Annotated in this window: 18 protein-coding genes; 12 read left to right on the forward strand and 6 right to left on the reverse strand. The window is 64.0% G+C overall.

Annotated features, from left to right (window positions below):
• Window positions 1-77: 77 nt before the first annotated feature.
• From J7S20_RS12810 to J7S20_RS12820, 3 genes are all read left to right on the forward strand, one after another.
• Window positions 78-2,006: a TonB-dependent receptor gene (locus J7S20_RS12810; protein WP_284054639.1), complete on the forward strand. Its 1,929-nt coding sequence runs from the start codon at window positions 78-80 to the stop codon at window positions 2,004-2,006.
• Between the two features lie 116 nt (window positions 2,007-2,122).
• Entirely contained in the window at window positions 2,123-3,331 is a 1,209-nt protein-coding gene (locus J7S20_RS12815) for a toxic anion resistance protein (protein ID WP_284054640.1), read from the forward strand.
• 6 nt (window positions 3,332-3,337) lie between these two features.
• The gene (locus tag J7S20_RS12820; RefSeq protein WP_284054641.1) at window positions 3,338-4,048 is read left to right on the forward strand and encodes an HAD family hydrolase; all 711 of its coding nucleotides are present in this window, start codon (window positions 3,338-3,340) and stop codon (window positions 4,046-4,048) included.
• 2 nt (window positions 4,049-4,050) lie between these two features.
• Here the strand turns inward: J7S20_RS12820 and J7S20_RS12825 are convergent, their stop codons facing one another.
• The gene (locus J7S20_RS12825) at window positions 4,051-4,623 is read right to left on the reverse strand and encodes a superoxide dismutase family protein (RefSeq protein ID WP_284054642.1); all 573 of its coding nucleotides are present in this window, start codon (window positions 4,621-4,623) and stop codon (window positions 4,051-4,053) included.
• A 139-nt stretch (window positions 4,624-4,762) separates the two neighbouring features.
• The gene (locus J7S20_RS12830; protein WP_284054643.1) at window positions 4,763-7,123 is read right to left on the reverse strand and encodes a hydrolase; all 2,361 of its coding nucleotides are present in this window, start codon (window positions 7,121-7,123) and stop codon (window positions 4,763-4,765) included.
• 85 nt (window positions 7,124-7,208) lie between these two features.
• Between J7S20_RS12830 and J7S20_RS12835 the strand changes: the two genes are divergently transcribed.
• From J7S20_RS12835 to J7S20_RS12850, 4 genes are all read left to right on the forward strand, one after another.
• Window positions 7,209-8,075 carry an S-methyl-5'-thioadenosine phosphorylase gene (locus J7S20_RS12835; protein ID WP_284054644.1) on the forward strand — a complete coding sequence of 289 codons (867 nt, stop codon included), beginning with the start codon at window positions 7,209-7,211 and terminating at the stop codon, window positions 8,073-8,075.
• 68 nt (window positions 8,076-8,143) lie between these two features.
• Window positions 8,144-9,211 carry a DUF5694 domain-containing protein gene (locus J7S20_RS12840; protein WP_284054645.1) on the forward strand — a complete coding sequence of 356 codons (1,068 nt, stop codon included), beginning with the start codon at window positions 8,144-8,146 and terminating at the stop codon, window positions 9,209-9,211.
• A 52-nt stretch (window positions 9,212-9,263) separates the two neighbouring features.
• Window positions 9,264-10,028: an energy transducer TonB gene (locus J7S20_RS12845; RefSeq protein ID WP_284054646.1), complete on the forward strand. Its 765-nt coding sequence runs from the start codon at window positions 9,264-9,266 to the stop codon at window positions 10,026-10,028.
• A gap of 75 nt (window positions 10,029-10,103) precedes the next feature.
• Window positions 10,104-10,325, forward strand: a complete 222-nt coding sequence (locus J7S20_RS12850) for a YrhK family protein (protein WP_284054647.1) — start codon at window positions 10,104-10,106, stop codon at window positions 10,323-10,325.
• A 4-nt stretch (window positions 10,326-10,329) separates the two neighbouring features.
• On the opposite strand, the gene J7S20_RS12855 is transcribed toward J7S20_RS12850, so the two are convergent.
• The 3 genes from J7S20_RS12855 to J7S20_RS12865 all read right to left on the reverse strand — a co-directional run bounded on the left by J7S20_RS12855 (window position 10,330) and on the right by J7S20_RS12865 (window position 11,867).
• On the reverse strand, window positions 10,330-11,280 hold the full coding sequence (locus J7S20_RS12855) for an aldo/keto reductase (protein ID WP_284054648.1): 951 nt from the start codon (window positions 11,278-11,280) through the stop codon (window positions 10,330-10,332).
• A complete protein-coding gene (locus J7S20_RS12860; RefSeq protein WP_284054649.1) occupies window positions 11,277-11,465 on the reverse strand; it encodes a hypothetical protein in 189 nt (62 codons plus the stop codon). Before J7S20_RS12860 ends, J7S20_RS12855 begins: the two co-directional genes overlap by 4 nt.
• A 111-nt stretch (window positions 11,466-11,576) precedes the next feature.
• Complete coding sequence (locus tag J7S20_RS12865) at window positions 11,577-11,867, reverse strand: hypothetical protein (protein ID WP_284054650.1); 291 nt, start codon at window positions 11,865-11,867, stop codon at window positions 11,577-11,579.
• Between the two features lie 128 nt (window positions 11,868-11,995).
• Between J7S20_RS12865 and J7S20_RS12870 the strand changes: the two genes are divergently transcribed.
• The 5 genes from J7S20_RS12870 (at window position 11,996) to J7S20_RS12890 (ending at window position 18,272) form a co-directional block, all read left to right on the forward strand.
• Window positions 11,996-12,955 carry an ArsR/SmtB family transcription factor gene (locus J7S20_RS12870; RefSeq protein ID WP_284054651.1) on the forward strand — a complete coding sequence of 320 codons (960 nt, stop codon included), beginning with the start codon at window positions 11,996-11,998 and terminating at the stop codon, window positions 12,953-12,955.
• Window positions 12,952-13,893, forward strand: coding sequence for a methylenetetrahydrofolate reductase [NAD(P)H] (gene metF / locus J7S20_RS12875; RefSeq protein ID WP_284054652.1), 942 nt, complete (start codon window positions 12,952-12,954; stop codon window positions 13,891-13,893). Before J7S20_RS12870 ends, metF begins: the two co-directional genes overlap by 4 nt.
• A 46-nt stretch (window positions 13,894-13,939) precedes the next feature.
• Window positions 13,940-14,989, forward strand: coding sequence for a homocysteine S-methyltransferase family protein (locus J7S20_RS12880; RefSeq protein WP_284054653.1), 1,050 nt, complete (start codon window positions 13,940-13,942; stop codon window positions 14,987-14,989).
• Window positions 14,990-15,106: 117 nt separating this feature from the next.
• A complete protein-coding gene (metH, locus tag J7S20_RS12885; RefSeq protein ID WP_284054654.1) occupies window positions 15,107-17,797 on the forward strand; it encodes a methionine synthase in 2,691 nt (896 codons plus the stop codon).
• 28 nt (window positions 17,798-17,825) lie between these two features.
• Window positions 17,826-18,272 carry a hypothetical protein gene (locus tag J7S20_RS12890; protein WP_284054655.1) on the forward strand — a complete coding sequence of 149 codons (447 nt, stop codon included), beginning with the start codon at window positions 17,826-17,828 and terminating at the stop codon, window positions 18,270-18,272.
• A 21-nt stretch (window positions 18,273-18,293) separates the two neighbouring features.
• Here J7S20_RS12890 and J7S20_RS12895 read toward each other — a convergent pair whose 3' ends face one another.
• Window positions 18,294-19,415, reverse strand: coding sequence for a permease (locus tag J7S20_RS12895; protein WP_284054656.1), 1,122 nt, complete (start codon window positions 19,413-19,415; stop codon window positions 18,294-18,296).
• Between the last annotated feature and the right edge of the window lie 28 nt (window positions 19,416-19,443).

A 19,443-nucleotide genomic window follows, 5' to 3' on the forward strand; every position in this document is an offset into this window, starting at 1 on the left:
GCTGGCGCTTCGCAGCGGCCGCCGTTAAGCGTTTTTCAAGGCAAAAATCAGAATGATAGCCTTGTACAGGGGGAGCAATGCGCAAATTGTTGGCGGGCGCCGTTTGGCTCGGCGTCCTTGGGGGCGTGGCGCCGACGGGCGCGCATGCGCAGGACCGTTCGGACGAAAATGCCGTCACCGAGGCCGACGACGCATTCGGCATTGACCTGGGCCGCGAATCGCTCGGCATCTATACCAGCGGCAATACCCGCGGTTTTTCGCCGACCAAGGCGGGAAACGTCCGTATCGAGGGACTCTATTTCGATCCCGATTATTCGCTGACGAGCATCATCGCCGAATCGGTCAGCATCAAGGTTGGCCTGTCGGCCCAGGGCTATCCCTTTGCCGCGCCCAGCGGGATCGTCGATTACAGCCTGCGCCATCCGGGGCAGAAGGCGGGTCAGTCGGTCTTTGTCGATGCCGACAGCTTCGGCAGCATCAATCTGGAAGTTGATGGCACCCAGCCGCTGACCGGCACTCTTTCGCTGGGCTATGGCGCAAGTGCCGGGCATACTGAATATTCGGGCGGCACCAATTCGGAACATCATGCCGAAGCACTCATCGCCAGCTGGAAGCCGTCGGCAAACGTCGAAATCCTGCCCTTCTGGACGCTGTCGAACGACTATGACGACGAGGCGGGTCCCTATTACATTCCTGCCGGCGACTATCTGCCGCCCGAGCCTCCGGCGCGGCAGTTCGACGGACCGCAATGGGCGGATTTTCGCTATACTGCGACCAATCACGGTGTCATCGCGACGGTGAAACCGGCGAGGAACTGGACGATCCGTGCAGGCGGGTTCCGATCGGTTTATGATTCGCTCAGCAGCTACACCAATCTTCTTTACGACGTGACGCCGGATGGCGCCGCGCATCAGCTCGTCATCGCCGATCCGCGCCAGAAATCGGTGTCGGCAAGCGGTGAGGTCCGGGTGACGCGCCGCTTTACCGAGGGGCCGAGGCTCCACCGCATCAATGTCAGCATTCGCGGGCGCGATGCGACGCGCGAATATGGCGGCTTCGATTATGTCGATCTCGGCGCGCGCCGGATCGGCGAGGCGGTCACCGATCCGCGTCCCGATTTCTCGTTCAGCGACGTTACGCGCGATCGCATCCGCCAGGTCGGATACGGCGTGGCCTATGAAGGGCGCTGGCGTGGGGTCGGCGAACTGAGCTTCGGCGTGTCGAAGGTCGATTACCGCAAGACCACCAGCATCCCGGGCGACGCTCCGATCGTCTCGCGCTCGCAACCCTGGATCTATAACGGCACCGCGGCCGCCTATATCTCGAACGACATTGCGATTTACGCAGGCTATTCGCGCGGGCTGGAGGAAAGCGGTGTAGCGCCGCCCAACGCCGCCAACCGCAGCCAGCCGCTTCCGGCGATCATCACCGAACAGAAGGACGCCGGTTTCCGCTGGAACGTCAACGGGCATCTGAAGCTCATCGCGGGGGTGTTCGACCTGCGCCGGCCCTATTTCGGCTATGCCACTTCGGGCGATTATACGCGGATCGGGATGACGCGGAGCCGCGGCGCCGAAGTCTCATTGACCGGATCGCTCACCCGGCGGCTGCGGCTCGTCGCGGGCGGAGTGTTTCTGAAACCGCGCGTCGAGCAGGATCCGACCGCCACCGGAGATATCGGCGTCCGTCCGGTCGGGCTGCCCGACCATCTCATCAACCTGAACGTCGACTGGCGCACGACCTTCCTCGATGGATTGTCGATCGACGGCGCCTTCGTTCACAAGGGCAAGATGCCGGCGACGACCGACAATGCGCTCTATGTGCCCGAACGGGCGACGGCGAATGTCGGCGGGCGGTACCGCTTCAAGCTGGCCAAGCAGACCGCCGTTCTGCGCGTGCAACTGGTCAATCTGTTCGACAATCGCGGCTTCGCGATTGCCGGGCCGGATGTTTTCGCACCCAATGCAGGGCGCTATCTCAGCGGCTATCTTGCGATCGACTTCTGAGTGATGGCTTCGGGCGAAGGTCCGCTGCCCTCGACAGGTGTTATATTGTGTTGATACACTTGCGCGGAGTCACGAACGCGGCCATTTAAACAGGGTTCGCAAGCCGGAGGACATGAATGGCGACCGATACTGCCACTGCGGAAAAGGATCTGACGCTGACCCCGCCCGAGCCGGTCGCGCCCGTCGCGCCCGAAAAGGCTGCGGGGCTGGTGCCGGTCGATGAAAAGACCCGGTCGAAGCTCGACGAACGCGTCGACGGCTTCATCGACAAGCTGGTCGCGCAGGATGTCAATTCGCCCGAATTCGGCAAGCAGGTCGATCAGATCACCAATATGGGGCAGAAGGAAATCCGCGACGCGGCGGGGCAGTCGAACCGCTTTCTCGACCGCCCGGTTCGCGCGATGGACCAGGAATCGGGCGTCGGCGCGGACCTTGCCGAGCTGCGCCGGACGATCGAGGATCTCGATCCGGGCAAGCGCGGCAATTTGACCGCCAAGCGCAAGCTGTTCGGGATCATCCCGTTCGGCAACAAGCTGCGCAACTATTTCGACAGCTACAAATCGTCGCAGACGCACATCGCCTCGATCCTGAAAAGCCTGTCTTCGGGCAAGGACGAGCTGCTGATGGACAATGCCGCAATCGATGTCGAACGGCAGAATCTGTGGGCGTCGATGGGTCGGCTGGAACAGATGATCCATATCGCCAAGGAAATGGACAAGAAGCTCGAGGACAAGGCCAACGACCTCGATTCGAGCGACCCTGCCAAGGCCAAGGCGATCCGCGAAACCGCGCTGTTCTATGTCCGTCAGCGGCACCAGGACCTGCTGACGCAGATGGCGGTGACGGTTCAGGGCTATCTCGCGCTCGATCTCGTCAAGAAGAACAATGTCGAGCTGGTGAAGGGCGTCGATCGCGCTTCGACCACCACGGTGGCCGCGCTGCGCACCGCCGTTACCGTCGCGCAGGCGCTGACCAACCAGAAGCTGGTGCTCGACCAGATCACCGCGCTCAACACCACGACGGCGGGGATCATCGATTCGACGGGCAACCTGCTGAAAAGCCAGACCGCCCAGATCCACGAACAGGCGGCCGCATCGACGATCCCGGTCGAAACGCTGCAACGTGCCTTCCAGAATATCTATGACACGATGGACGCGATCGACGTGTTCAAGCTGAAGGCGCTCGATTCGATGAAATCGACCGTCGATACGCTCGACAAGGAGGTCGAGAAGTCCAAGGGCTATATCGCGCGCGCCGAGGGGGCTGCGCAGAACAAGGGCGGAGGCGCGGCGTCCGAAAGCCCGTTCGAGCTGGAGGCGATGTAGTCCGCGATGGAATCGGAGGTCGATCGCCAGATTCAGCGTTCGAGCGAGGTTCTCGAACGGTCGCGCGAGCGCTATCGCAGCGTGCGCGGTCGCGCCAAGCGGCAGCGCGAGGCGGAGGTGCTGCGGCGGCTCGGGCGGATCGCGGTTGCCGATCTGGCGATCATCATCGGCGCGCTGATCGTCGGTTGGGTGGTGCCGCTCGGCATGGGCGGGGCGCTGCTGGTGATGGCGATGCTGATCGCCGCCACGCTTGCGCTCGCGATCTTTCCGGTCACGCCGGAGGTGACCACCGAAACGCTGACCCAGACGCCGCTGAAGGCGCTGCCGATCCAGACCGAGGCGTGGCTGGAGCGCCGCCGCCCGGCGCTGCCGGCGCCTGCCAAGACGCTCGTCGATTCGATCGGCGTGCGGCTCGAAACGCTCGCGCCGCAGCTTGCCACGCTCGACGAACGCGAACCGGCGGCGGCGGAAATCCGCAAGCTTGTCGGCGAGCAGCTACCCGAACTGGTCAAGGGCTATGAGCGCGTTCCGGAGCCGCTACGCCGCGTCGAGCGCAACGGGCGAACGCCCGATCAGCAGCTTGCCGATGGATTGAAGCTGATCGATGACGAGATCGGTCAGATGAGCGCGCAACTTGCCGAGGGCGACCTTGACCTGCTCGCCACGCGCGGGCGCTATCTGCAGATCCGCTACCGCGACGACGACGCGCTGGGCTGAGTTCAGGCGGGCCCGGGCGAGAAAACGCCGCAGGCGATGCGCGAGCCGCTATTGCCCGACGGATCGCTCGTCATGTCGTCGGGGCCGGAATGGATGACGATTGCCGATCCGTCGGCATCCATCAGTCCGGTAAAGCTGCCTGCGGGCAGATTGACCGCAAGCGAGCCCCGGCCATCGGTGCCGATCAACAGGTTGGGCATGTCGCCGGCATGCGGCTTCGGTTCCTGCGGATTGTTGACGCCGTGATGCGTGTTGGTGGGGTTCCAGTGACCGCCCGCGGTGCTGAAGTCGGGCGGATCGCAGCGGCCGACGCTGTGAATATGCGCGCCGTGCGGTCCCTGTGGCAGATTCATCGCGTCGATCGAGATGCGCACGCCGCCGCCGGCGAGCGAGGTCGCGGTGGCGGTTCCGGCATCGGCGCCGTCGGCGGTGTAGATATGCGCGACGGCGGTGGTGCCCGCCGGAGCAGGCGGCATCGCCATCGGCTGGCTGCCGGACATGCTGCAGCCTGCCGCGGTAAGCGACAGCGCCGAACTCGCGATCAGTGCTACCCCCACGGTACGTAACTGCATCATTTCCTCCTGTTGCCTATGCGCAACGAATGTACGGAGGCGCTCAGAGGTTCCCTTTCGCGTGCCCGTGACGATGCAGCGATCGATGCTTTCACGGCATTTGGATATGCGCTCGTCCGTTCGGAATAGTCCGTTTCCGGCGCTAGGCGGCCTGGCGTTGGGCGATACCCGTCTGGCGCCAGATCACGGGGCGGAAGATGACCGACAGGACCACGGCGTCGTTCCCCTGCGGCGGGGGCGCCATCAGGAAGCCGGTTTCCTCGCATCGATACAGGCCGCCCGCTTCGTCGGTCATGCCGTCGGCGATCACCACCGCCTCGGCACCGCTTGCAGGGCCGTTCCGGTCGAAATCGGCCATCCGGTGCCACTGCGCCGAATCGACCTGTGCCCATTCGCATATCGCGCCGAGCTGGACGGCCGGTGTCCAGCGCGTCTGTGCGACGGGAATGTTGACGCGGTAGAAGCCTTCGGCAGTGGGGTGCGCGTCGAACAGGTGCACGCCGTCCTCTCCGCCACCCATCAGGATGACGGGAAGCTTGATGCCGCCGACCGCGAAATCGCTGTTGCGGATGTCGAGCGCAAACCGGCTCGACGTGAAAAGCGCCAGGTTGAGTGGAAGGCCGTGCTGACGCAGTTCGCCGGGAATGAACATGCGGCCTGTCTCGTTCAGATAGGAAAGCCCACGACGACGGAGCCCGGCCGACGATTCTTCGGGGTCGAGCAACCGCACGACCTCGGTCGTGCCAAGATTGACGTCGTGGTCGAACGCTTCGAGCAGCGCGATTTCGCTGGCCGTCGGCATGAACAGAAGGCGCGACAGGACGGCGGCGGCCGACCGACGCCGGGCATCCGCTTCATCGATACGACTGCCGCGGATCACCTGCTTGCCGGCATTGCGCGCGAATTCGATGCAGGCCGCCTGCACCTGATCGCGGATTGCGCTCTGGCCGCCCTTGATGTCGACTTCCTTGCGGATCGGCTCGCCATCCTCGGAATAGTCGATCACCGACCCTTGCGCGACGGTCGAGAGCTGTTCGATCACGGCGACGCACATGCAAAGCGAGTGCAGCGCGCGCGTTTCATAATGGCGCGTGTCGAGCAGCCCGCGCTTGTCGAGGCCGCTCTGCTGTTCCTCTCGCAGAAGCAGATACCGACCGGCGACGGTCAGGCCCATTCGCTGCTCGAGAACCGGCCCGACCAGATTCTGCACCGACCCGTTATAGCCGAGATCGACGAGCATCACCGCGTCGCCATCGTGCACGCCGGCGCGGTTCAGATGCGCGACGAGCCGGTCGGTGAACTTCGCAGACCGCGCGAGAATCTTGCGCGCCATATCGGGCTTGGTGACTGCCTTGCAGAAGGCGGCAGGGGATAGTTTGGTGAGTTTCTTCGCCTCATGGCCGAACAGCATCAGCGCGCGCGATACGGCATCGAGCGATGCGCGATCGACAGCGTCGAGGACGAATTTCTTCAGTGACTCGCGGTCGGTAAGCCGCGCGCTGGACGACACGAAACGGCTGATTTCGACGGGTGCGGCGTCCGTATCGTCGCCGAATGCAGCACGGAAGCTTTCGAGCGGAAGATGGCCGTCGCGCATCAGGAACAGCGGACGCACCTGCTTGCCCAGGCGGTCGGACATTTCCGCGACCTCGTCCTTCACCCAACAGGCGAAATCGTACATCAGCGGGCCGAGAACGTCGTGACCCAGCATGTCGGCGGGTGCGTCGCTTCGCCGCATGGCGACTTCGGCGCGGTGCGTCTGGCTGATCGGAGCGGTCAATCGCGCAGTGGGATCGATCATCGCCGCGGCCACGGCTTCATGGCGCAGCCGTTCGGTGCTTTCCTCGTCGAACTGGACGAGATGGGCGGTATGGATGCCAAGCGTGTCGGGTGCGACCTGGTCGGCGATGCGGTTGTCGCCGCAGTGAAGGATTGCCTCCGGGCGGACGCCGAGCTCCTTCAACACCGGCTTGAACATGCCGTTGCCCTTGCCGACCCCGAATGCGGAGGAGACGAAGATCCGGTCGATCAAGTCGCGAACGTCCTGGCCGGCGGCACGCGCAATCAGCGTGCCGAGCTGATCTTCGTTAAGGTAGGTGTCGCTGACGATGATGACTTGCAGCCCGCGCTCCTTTGCCGCGCGCATCAGCGCGACGGTCGGGGCGAACGCGAAACAGTGCCGCGCCTCCAGCGCCAGCTCGTGTGCGACGGCGGCATCGATCGCCGGTTGCCCGGCGTTGGGCAGAAGGCGTTCGTAGATCGCCTGAAAATCAACCTCGGTATCATTGTTGCGCAGGCGTGCCGCACGCCTGGCGGCTCCTTCGGCCCACATTCTGGGCTCCAGCGCGCCGCCCGCCATGTCGATGCCCGCGAACACGTCGCGCGGCGCCTGCACGTCGCGCCACAACAGCGTGTCGAAACAGTCGAGCGAAAGGATCTCGATCTCATCCGGTGCCTGAGCCAGCAGCTCGGCAAAATCATATGCCCGGATATTCGTCTTCATCGCTTTCCCCCAAATTCGTCGATGCGATCCGATGGTCATCAAGCTATTGACGGAAAGGGTTACCAAAGCATTAGCGAGGACGGGTTTGGCTGGCTGGACGATCGGAATCATCGGCGGATCGGGGTTGTACGACGTCGAGGGGATAGAGGGCGGCGAATGGGTCTCGGTCGAAAGTCCCTGGGGGCAGCCGTCTGACCAGTTCTTCACCGGCCATGTCGGCGAGGCGCGCGTCGTCTTCTTGCCGCGACACGGGCGAGGGCACCGCATCGACCCCTCCGGGCTCAATGCACGCGCCAATATCGATTGCCTCAAGCGGCTGGGCGTAACCGACATCTTGGCGGTTTCGTCGGTTGGCTCGCTGGTCGAGGAGCGGCCGCCCGGCAGCTTCACCGTCGTCGATCAGTTCATCGACCGGACGCGCAGGCGGGTGTCGAGCTTTTTCGGCACCGGCATGGTCGCGCATGTGTCGATGGCCGATCCGGTCTGTCCCAGGCTGTCGCGCCTCGCGCTCGATGCCGCGCGCGAGGCGGGGGCGCAGGTTCATGACGGCGGCACCTATCTGGCGATGGAGGGGCCGCAATTTTCCAGCCGCGCCGAAAGCAATCTCTACCGCCAATGGGGATGCGACGTGATCGGCATGACCGCGATGCCGGAGGCCAAACTCGCGCGCGAGGCGGAGCTCCCCTATGCGCTGGTCGGGATGGTCACCGATTATGACTGCTGGCGCGACGATGGTGACGATGTCGATGTCGCGCAGGTGATCGCGCAGCTTTCGGCGAACGCGGAAAAGGCGCGTGTGATGGTGGTCAGGCTGCTGCGCTCGCTGCCTGCGGAGCGCCCGTCATCGCCGATAGACACCTGCCTCGACACGGCATTGATAACCGCGCCGCATGCGCGCGACCCTGCGCTGCTTGCCAGGCTCGATGCGGTGGCGGGACGGGTGACCGGCTGAGCAACAAGGTGTGTTGACACAATAACACACATCCCTATGCCTCCCACGAAAGGCAGTGGGAGGAAACGATGTTGAAGATGGTGATCGCGGCGGCGCTGCTCGCGGTCCCCGCAGCGCATGCGGGGCAGGCAAGGTTCGATCCGCGCGACTATAAGGATCAGGTCGCGGGGCCGCCGACCCGGGTGATGGTGCTCGGTACGCCGCATCTTTCGCACATGCCCGACGCCTTCAGGCTGTCGGACCTGAGCCTGCTGATGCAGCGGCTTGCCGACTGGAAGCCCGACATCATCACCATCGAACATGTCGCGGGTGACGAATGCGATCACCTGAAACGCTATGCGCCTGTCTTCTACGATGCCGATGAATATTGCCGCGACAGCGCGGAGGCCGAGCGCGCGGTTGGGCTCGACCGGCGCGACGCGGTGATCGCGGCCAACCGGCTGTGGCGCAAATGGCCGGCGCACCCCGCCGCATCGGAACGTCGCCGCATGGCGGCGATCCTGCTCGCATCGGGCGAGGCGCCGTCTGCGCTGGTGCAATGGCTTCGCCTGCCGGAGGCGGAGCGCCATGCAGAGGGCGACCTGACAAAGCCGCTTGTCGAGACTTTGGAAAAGCTTCGCGGCAACGCCAATGAAGATTATTCGGTGGCGGCAAAGCTCGCTGCGCGGCTCGGGCTCGAGCGCGTCTATTCGGTCGATGATCACAGCGCCGATGGCGCGGTCGAGGCGACCGATGCCTATGGCGCGGCGTTGAAGCGCATCTGGTCCGGCCCGGCGGGCGAGAAACGGAAAAAGCAGCGCGAAAAGGCCGATACCTGGCTGGGAACGCCCGAGGGCACGCTTGCCTATTATCGGCGGCTGAACGCGCCCGGGCAGGCGCGCATCGTATTCGACAGCGATTTCGGCGCCGCCGCAAAGGATAACGCGCCAGGTTGGCCGGGACGCGAATATGCCGGCTGGTGGGAAGCGCGAAACCTGCACATGGCGGCCAATATCCGCGCCGCGCTGACCGGTCATCCGGGCGCAAGGGCGCTCGTCATCGTCGGTGCGTCGCACAAGGGATATCTCGAAGCCTATCTCGGCATGATGCAGGCGATCCGCATTGCCGAGACCGACGAGGTGCTCGCGCCGAAGTGAGGCGCCTGCGCGTTCAGGCGCGATAAAGTGCGTGTGCGGCAGGAAATCTCGGATGGCGTATGCGCAATCTTTCGGGGCGGGGTATGGCGGAAAGCCGCCGCGGCGAGCGCGTCTGACGGCAATTGCCGCGGCGCTGGGCGCCAATGCGGCGCTGATCGCGGGACTCTGGCTCGGGCTGCCGGTTACCCTGACGGAGGTGGTGAGCAGGCCGCTGGCGGTTTTCGACGTCGTACCCCCGCCACCGCCTCCCGAAATTGAAAAACCCGCCGCAAAGCCGTCGACCGCGAATGAGGGTGCCGCAGCCCCGCCGAACAGGAAGGCACGGCCGGTCCCCGTCGTCGCGCCCGAACCCAAGGTCGTGACGCGACCGCCCATGCCGCTTCCCGTAGCGCCGGCCGCGGCGGATGGAACCGAAAGTGCCTCGGGCGCCGCCGAAACGCCGGGTCCGGGGACGGGCGCGGGCGGCGTGGGTAGTGGAACCGGAAACGGCGGATCGGGCACCGGCAGCGGATCGGGCATCGCCGTCCATGCTCGCCACACAAGCGGTACTATCACCAATCGCGACTATCCCAAAAGTGCCAGCAAGGCGGGCGTGCGCGGCAGCGTTACGGTGACACTGTCGGTCGATGCGCGCGGTCGCGTGACGAATTGCACCGTGGCGCTGTCGAGCGGCAATGCCGCGCTCGATGCGACTACCTGCCGGCTTGCGCAGAAGCGTTTTCGCTACGACCCCGCACGCAACGGAAATGGCGAGGCTGTCCCGGATCTCGCCGGCTGGCGGCAGGACTGGTGGCTGGAAGGGCAGCGCAGGCCGTGAAAAGACTGCCGGCGGGTTGAGCAGGGCAGGCGGTGGCCGTTAGACGGGGCCGATCACAGCCAGAGGTCCCGCACGATGAAAACGCTGATCCGCGATTACCCCTATATCCATCTGGCGATCGGCCTGCTGGGCAATCTCTGTTTCCTCGTCGGGTCGGTGCTGTTCTTCAAGCAGTTCGAGGCCTGGCACACCACCGCGGTCTGGCTGTTCGTTGCGGGGTCCGCCGGAATGTTGCTCGGCGCGCTCGGCAAGGCGGCTACCGATATCATCAACGCCCGGGAAAATCGGAACCGATAATAGCTCAGCAGCCCGCCGCGGTCAGCGCCGTCAGCTGTTCGTCGTTGAGGGCGACGTCCCACGAGCCGATGATGTCGTCGAGCTGTTCGGTGCTGGTGGCGCTGGCGATCGGCGCGGTGACGCCGGGCTGCGCGGCGAGCCAGGCCAGCGCGATCTGCGCGTGCGATGCGCCGGTCTGTTCGGCGACCTGATCCATCGCGTCGAGCACCGCCTTGCCCTTTCCTTCGAGCAGGTCGGCCATGCGACTGCCGCGAACGCTTTTGCCGAGATCGTCTTTCGAACGGTACTTGCCCGTCAGGAACCCCGATGCGAGCCCGTAATAGGGCACGACGCCGATATTGTGCTGGATGCAGAGGTCCTGCAACTCGCCCTCGAACTTGCTGCGGCTGACGAGATTATATTCGGGTTGCAGCACATGGTAATGCGGCAGGCCCTCGCGCGTCGACGTGTCGATCGCTTCTTTCAGCCGCGCGGCATGATAGTTGGACGCGCCGAGCGCGCGGACCTTGCCGGCGTCGATCAGCTTGGCGAACGCACCGAGCACGTCCTCGAGCGGCTGATCCTCGTCATCCCTGTGCGCGAAATATAGGTCGATGCGATCAGTGCCGAGTCGTTTCAGCGATGCCTCGCACGCAGCCGCGATGCGCTCGGGCGCCAATCCCTTGCCGCCGTCACCGGGGAGCATACCGACCTTGGTCGCGATCAGCACCTCATCGCGCTTGCCCGACTGTTTCAGCCATTCGCCGATGACGCTTTCGGATTCGCCGCCCGAATGCCCTTCGACCCACGCCGAATAGACATCGGCGGTGTCGATCATCGTGCCGCCGCGTTCGACCCAGCGATCGAGGATACGGAAACTGGTCTGCTTGTCGGCGGTCCAGCCGAATACGTTTCCGCCGAGCACGAGCGGCGGTGTTCGAAGGTCGGTGGCGCCCAGTTTGCGCATCTCGGTCATTGGTTCATCTCCTGATCGGCGCCGACCGCATTGGCCGAAACGCTGTTGGCATCGAGCATCGCGGCAGCGTCGTTCAGCGATTTCGCCTCTCCGACGGTCACCCCGCCTGGCCCCTCGGCAGTGTCGGGCTGACCGCACGCCGTCAGTGCGAGCGGCAGAAGGAGAAGGCATGGCAACAGGCGCATGATCGGAATAATCCCCCTGACAGACGAAGGGCCGCGTCGATTGTCGAACGCGGCCCTTCCAATTTCGATCCGGGCGATTCCTCACCGCCCGGAAATGCAAGGCTGCACAGCTTAGTGCTGCATGTCCTCGCCGGCATTTTCAAGAGCCTGACCGGTCTGCGTCTTCGCCGTATCGGCGCCGTTCTCGATCGCGTCGCCGGCCTGATCGGCAGCGTTTTCGGCCGCGCCGAACGCCTGGTCGCTGGCGGCGTCGAGATCGCCGACGGCGTTGCTCATCGTGGCGCTCGTATCTGCTGCCATCGCATTGGCGGCTTCGGCGCTTTCGTTCTGCGCATGGTCGGAACAGGCGGCAAGGCCAAGTGCGGCCGCCGCGGTCATCGATACCAGAATGGCTTTTTTCATCAGGCTCCCTTTCGATTATTGCCAGTTGGCTCCCAACTGCGGACGCTAGCCATGGTTCCATGGCGCTGCAAGCAATCGGGCGCCGCAGCGCGTTGACCACATATAAAGATATCTTTATATGATGCTGCATGGCTGAAGCTCTCGACATCTTCCGCGCGCTCGCCGATTCGACGCGGTTGCGGATTCTTGCGCTCCTGCGGCGCATGGAACTGTCGGTGGGCGAGCTTGCCCAGGTGCTGGACCAGAGCCAGCCGCGTGTATCGCGACATGTGAAGATTCTTGCCGACGCGCGGCTCGTCGAGCGCCGCAAGGAAGGAAGCTGGGTGTTCGTGGCGCTTGGCCAGCCCGAACGTGTCGAACCGCTGCTCCTTGCGCTCGATCGCTGGGGGGAGGGCAATGCCGATGCGGAAGCGCTTGCCGATGCCGAACGGCTCGACGCGGTACGTCAGGACCGGACCAGCGCCGCGGCGCAGTGGTTCGAGGCGCATGCCGGCGAATGGGACGCTATTCGTTCGCTCCATGTCGCCGAAAGCGAGATCGAGGCGGCGATGCAGGAGGCGATCGGCGACGCGCCGATCGGCCGGCTCGTCGACATCGGCACCGGCACCGGCCGCATGCTCGAACTGTTCGCCCCGCAGGCCGAAAGCGCGATCGGTATCGACCGGTCGTCGGAGATGTTGCGGCTCGCGCGCGCCAAGCTGTCCGAACAGGGGCTGACGCATGCCGAGCTTCGCCAAGCCGATTTCTATGCGTTGCCGATCCTCGGCGAAACTGCCGATGCGGTGATCTTTCACCACGTTCTGCATTTCGCACAGCAGCCCGAAATGGCGATCGGCGAGGCGGCGCGCGTGCTGGGCGCAGGCGGGAGGCTGGTGATCGTCGATTTCGCCCCGCACGATCGCGAGGAACTTCGCACCAGCGATGCGCATGCGCGGCTGGGTTTTTCGGACGAGCAGATGCTCGGCTGGTTCAAGGCGGCGAATCTCTCGCCGGTCAGGACCGAAATGCTGGGCGGCGGCGAACTGACGGTGAAATTATGGCTCGCGCGCAAGGCCGGCGAGCCGGGAATCAAAAGGAAAGCGGCATGACCCTGTCCGTCGATCAACTCGAAGAAGCGCGTCGTGCGCTCGACGAACCGCTATTTGCGGATCTTGCCGGCGATGCGGAGGTATCGTTCGAATTCTTCCCGCCCAAATCGGAGAAGATGGCCGAGACGCTGTGGCAGTCGGTCGAGACGCTGGCGCCGCTCGGCCCGCGCTTCGTGTCGGTGACTTATGGTGCAGGCGGGTCGACACGCGAGCGCACGCATCAGACGGTGGCGCGGATTCAGCGCGAAACGCCGCTCAACGCCGCTGCCCACCTGACCTGCGTCGAGGCGTCGCGCGACGAGATCGATGCGGTGGCGGAGGAATATTGGGCGGCCGGCATCCGCCACATCGTGGCGCTGCGCGGCGATCCTCCCGAGCAGGGGCAGAAATTCAAGGCACATCCCGACGGCTATGCCAACGCCGCCGAGCTGACGGCTGGGCTGAAGAAGCTGCACCCGTTCGAAATCTCGGTCGCGGCCTATCCCGAATGCCATCCGGACTCGGTCGATGTCGCCGCCGATCTCGACAATCTGAAGCGCAAGTTCGATGCGGGCGCGACGCGCGCGATCACGCAGTTCTTCTTTTCGCCCGAAGCATTTTTCAAGTTTCGCGACGCGGCGGCCGCGGCTGGTATCGACGAAGAGATCGTGCCGGGAATCCTGCCGGTGTCGAACGTCGCGCAAACGCGCAAATTCGCGGGCATCTGCGGCGCGGAAATTCCGGCGTGGATGGACCGCCTTTTCGAAGGGCTCGACGACCATCCCGATGCGCGCAAGCTGGTCGCCGCAACGCTCGCGGCGGAGATGTGCCGCAAGCTGTACGCGGGCGGCGTGCGTCACTTCCATTTCTACACGCTCAACCGCGCGGAGCTGAGCTTCGCGATCTGCCACCTGCTCGGGCTGCGCGCGAATGGCGCGGCCAGGAAGCAGGCGGCGTAATCATCAATATCCTCCCCCCGGATGTGGGAGGAGAGGGAAGACAATCATGACAACGCCACGCGAAAAACTGCTCGCAGAGGCCGAAAAGCGCATCCTGATCTCGGATGGCGCATTCGGGACCGAAATCCAGAACTGGAAATTGTCCGAGGCCGATTACGCCGGCGACCTTGGCCTGTCGCACGACCAGAAGGGCAATAACGACATCCTTGCGCTGTCGAAGCCCGACGTGATCGAGGCGATCACCCGCTCCTATTTCGAGGCGGGGTCGGACATCGTCGAAACCAATACTTTTTCGGCGAACCGCATCAGCCAGGCCGATTACGGTGCCGAGGACAAGGTGCGCGAGCTCAACATCGCTTCCGCCCGTATCGCGCGAGAGGTCGCCGACGAATTCGAGAAGAAGGACGGTCGCCCCCGCTTCGTCGCGGGCGCGATCGGGCCGACCAACAAGACATTGTCGCTCAGCCCCGACGTCAACGATCCCGGCTTTCGCGAGATCGATTTCGACTATCTGAAGGGTGTTTATCGCGAACAGGTCGATGCGCTGGTCGAAGGCGGTGCCGATTTCATCCTGATCGAGACCGTGTTCGACACGCTCAATGCCAAGGCGGGCGTGATGGCCGCGCTCGAGGCGGGCGAGGCGCTTGGCCGCGATTTGCCGATCCAGCTTTCGATGACGCTGACCGACCTGTCGGGCCGTAACCTGTCGGGCCATACGGTCGAGGCGTTCTGGCACGCGGTGCGCCATGCGAAACCGCTTACCATCGGCCTCAACTGCTCGTTCGGCGCCGAGCAGCTCAAGCCGCATGTAAAGGCGCTGAGTGCGATCGCCGACACGCTGATCATGGTCTATCCCAATGCGGGCCTGCCCAATGAACTGGGTGAATATGACGAGGCGCCGGAAACCACCGCGAAGCTCGTCGCCGAATGGGCAAAGAATGGACAGGTCAACGTGCTCGGCGGCTGCTGCGGTTCGACGCCTGCGCATATCAAGGCGATGGCCGAGGCGGTGCAGGGCATCGACCCGCGCAAGCTTCCCGAGCCGCCGGTCGTGACGCGCCTCGCGGGCCTCGAACCGATGACCATGGCGGCCTAGTCCTCCTCCCGCGTGCGGGAGGGGTTAGGGGAGGGGCTGTCCTTCCTTACGCCGCCCGTAAGCGTTTTCTTTCCCTCCCCCGACCCCTCCCGCACGCGGGAGGGGAGAAGGAGCAAAATGACCCAATCTTCCTCGAACTTCGTGAATATCGGCGAGCGCACCAACGTCACCGGCTCGGCGCGCTTCAAGAAGCTCATCATGAACGGCGACTATACCAGTGCGATCGAGGTCGCGCGCCAGCAGGTCGAAAACGGCGCTCAGGTGATCGACGTCAACATGGACGAAGGGCTGCTCGACTCCAAGCAAGCGATGGAGACCTTCCTCAAGCTGATCGCCGCCGAACCCGATATCGCGCGCGTGCCGATCATGGTCGACAGCTCGAAATGGGAAGTGATCGAGGCGGGCCTCAAATGCGTGTCGGGCAAGCCGATCGTCAATTCGATCAGCATGAAGGAAGGCGAGGAACCGTTCCTTGAAAGCGCCCGCAAATGCATGACCTATGGCGCCGCCGTCGTCGTCATGGCGTTCGACGAGAAAGGCCAGGCCGATACCGAGGAACGCAAGGTCGAGATTTGCGAGCGCGCCTACAAGCTGCTCACCGGCATCGGCTTTCCGCCCGAGGATATCATCTTCGATCCCAATATCTTCGCCGTCGCGACGGGTATCGAGGAGCATAACAATTACGCGGTCGACTTCATCGAGGCGGTGAAGCGGATCAAGAAAAGCTGCCCGCACGTCCATTTCTCGGGCGGGCTGTCGAACCTCTCGTTCAGCTTTCGCGGCAACGAGCCGGTGCGCCGCGCGATGCACTCGGTGTTCCTCTATCACGCGATCCCCGCCGGGCTCGACATGGCGATCGTCAATGCCGGCCAGCTCGACATCTATGACGATATCGACGCCAAGCTGCGCGACGCGGTCGAGGACGTCATCCTCAACCGCGATCCGGAAGCAGGCGAAAGGCTGGTCGAGCTCGCCGAAAGCTATCGCGACAGCGATCCGGTGGCGGAAAAGAAGGCCGCCGAATGGCGCGGCTGGGAGGTCGAGAAGCGGCTCGAACATGCGCTGGTCAAGGGCATCGACGCGCATGTCATCGACGATACCGAGGAGCTTCGCGTCAAGGTCGCGGATCGCGGCGGCCGCCCGATCGAAGTGATCGAGGGGCCACTGATGGACGGCATGAACGTCGTCGGCGACCTGTTCGGTTCGGGCAAGATGTTCCTGCCGCAGGTCGTGAAGTCCGCGCGCGTAATGAAAAAGGCCGTCGCCCACCTCTTCCCCTATATCGAGGCGGAAAAGGACGAGAATTCGCGCGGCAAGGGCAAGATCGTCCTCGCCACGGTGAAGGGCGACGTCCACGATATCGGCAAGAACATCGTCGGCGTCGTGCTGCAATGTAACGGGTTCGAAGTGATCGATCTCGGCGTGATGGTACCGTGGTCGAAGATCCTCGAAACCGCCCGGCAAGAGGATGCCGACATGATTGGATTGTCCGGGCTCATCACCCCCTCGCTCGACGAAATGGTGACGGTGGCCGAGGAGATGCAGGACGCCGAGATGACGATGCCGCTGCTGATCGGCGGTGCCACCACGTCCAAGGTCCACACCGCGCTCAAGATCGCGCCGGCTTATTCCGGCCCGACGATCCACGTCCTCGACGCCAGCCGCGCGGTCGGCGTCGCGACCAACCTGGTCAGCGACAGCCAGCGCGACCCTTATGTGAAGAAGATCGCCGACGAATATGAGGCTGTTCGCGAGGCGCGCGCGAACAAGGGCCAGTCGAAGCTGATCTCGATTCAGGAAGCGCGCGAAAACGGCTTCAGGATCGATCCCGACCTCAAGGCGCCCGCACCGAAAAAGCCGGGGCTTCACGTCTATAGCGACTGGGACCTCAATGACCTCCGCGACTATATCGACTGGACGCCCTTCTTCCGCTCATGGGAACTGGCGGGCACCTATCCGGCGATCCTCGAGGACGAGGTGGTCGGCGAAAGCGCGACCAACCTGTTCAACGATGCGCAGACAATGCTCGACAGGATCATCGAGGAGAAGTGGCTGACCGCGAAGGGCGTTGCCGCGCTATGGCCGTGCCACCGCGATGGTGACGATGTGGTGATCCACCATCATCATGTGCAGGATAAGGTCAGCAAGGACGGTGCTACCTTCCGCGATCATGAGAATGACATTCCCGATCTCGACCGCACCAACGAGGCGAGCGTGCGGATGCCGTTCCTTCGCCAGCAGATCAACAAGCGCGAGGGCCGGCACAATATGTGCCTCGCCGATTTCATCACCGAGGAATCGGACTGGATCGGCGGCTTCGCCGTCACCGCGGGCCACGGGATCGAGGAACATTCGAAGCGCTTCAAACAGGCGCATGACGATTATTCCGACATCCTGTTGAAGGCGCTTGCCGACCGGCTGGCCGAAGCGTTCGCCGAGCGGATGCACCAGCATGTCCGCAAGGACCTGTGGGGCTATGCCGAGGGTGAGCAGCTCACCAACGAAGCGCTGATCAAGGAGGAATATCGCGGCATCCGCCCGGCGCCGGGCTATCCGGCGTGCCCCGACCACAGCGAAAAGCCGATGCTGTTCGAGATGCTCAATGCCACGGAACATACCGGCATCACGCTCACTGAAAGCTTCGCGATGCTGCCCACGGCGGCGGTTTCGGGTTTCTATTTCGGCCATCCCGAGGCATCTTATTTCGGTGTCGCAAGGATCGGGGAGGATCAGGTTGCCGACTATGCAAAGCGTCGCGGGGTCGATCTGGAAAAGGCGAAGCGCTGGCTCCGCCCCAATCTCGACTAGGCGGGCGGCCTGGCTGCTGCCTGTGGCGATGCTGCTCGGCGGATGTCAGGAGATGCACGAGCTGGGCGCGATCACCCGGAGCAGCGCGCGTCCCACCACCGATTGCATCGCCCGGGTCTTCAAAGGACAGGGCGGACAATCCGTCGAAACCGGGCAACGCTATGTCGGCAAGCGATACGCCAGAATCTATGGCGTCGATGCGAAGGCGCTGGGCGATGTGGTGGAAATGTGGCTCCCCGATGGTGGGCCGCAGGTGCAGGCCTTTGTCTTCCCGAACAGCGACGGCGGCGCGGTCGTCGATCTCGGCGTGGTCTGGATGGGCCCCGGCTATCCCCCGCAGCAGGTCGGTGCAATCGCCGATGCCATGACCGCGCTTGAAAAGGGACTGGCGGACCACTGCGCCGTCGACTTCACCAGCGCCCGGCGCGAGCGCAAAGGCGACGATGTAAAGGCCTATTTCGCCGGTCGCGACTGACGCGGCGGCTATGACGCTCGCCTAGTGGCAGCAATGCGCCTTTTTCGGTTCGGGCGCCTTGCGGCTTAGTCGCCACAGCCACAGTCCGATCGCGCCGAACACCAGGTTGAGCCAGAAGGTATAGTCGATTGCGAAGGTCGTCAGTTCCTCGCGGATATCGGTGCCTGCCTGCGGCACGAGGCCGGCCCAGGAAAAGGCGAGGTCGACCCCGATCGCGGCGATCACCATCGATGCGAACAGGACGAGCGCGATATAGAGCGCCATCCTCCACCCGTAATAGCGGCGATAGACGTCGATCAGCGGCAGCACGATCAGGTCGCCATACAGGAACGCGATCACCCCGCCGAAGGTCGCGCCGCCGCCCCACAACACCGCGGCGACCGGGACATTGCCGATCGAGCAGACGAAGGTCAGCATCGCGATGATCGGGCCGATCGCGGCGTTGAAGGGGACGCGTACCCATTCGGGCGCGTTGACGAGGAACAGCGACTGCCAGAATTCGGTCGGCACGAAGACAGAAACGAACCCGCCGATCAGGAACCCGATGGCGAGGTCCTTCCACAACATGCCCCATTCCATCGTGAAGGCCTGCGCAATGCGCCCGCGTGTTTCGGGGCGTTTCAGCTTGTCGATCCAGCTGCCGCCCTCGTCATGCGCTGCGCCATGGTCATGGCCGCCGCCGCCCGGTTCGGGATGGTTGCGTGCCTCCTCGGCCAGCTTTTTCGGATAGGTCAGCGTCACGATCAGGCTCATCGCCCCGATCAGCGCGATGCCGCCCAGCCATTCGGCCGCCATGAACTCCCAGCCCATCAGCAGATAGAGGATCACGCCGAGTTCGATGACGAGGTTGGTCGCTGCAAACAGGAAGGTCAGGCTGGTGACGAGCGACGCGCCCTTCTTGAACAAAGTGCGCGACACCGAAGCGGCGGCAAACGAGCAGGACGAACTCGCCGCGCCGAGGATGGTCGCCAGCGCCACCTGCTTCGCGCCGTGGCGACCGAGCTTTTCGCGCATCGCATCGGCCGGCACGATGGTTTGCAGCACGGCGGAGATGGCGAAGCCGAGCACCAGCGTCCAACCGGTCTTCCAGAACATCCCGAGCGCCATCAGCAGCGCTGTGCCCACCTGTTCGACGATATTCATGCCGTTCCAGATGCGATTCCTGCCGCGC

The organism is Stakelama marina, from assembly GCF_018122655.1.
Lineage (GTDB): Bacteria > Pseudomonadota > Alphaproteobacteria > Sphingomonadales > Sphingomonadaceae > Sphingomonas > Sphingomonas marina.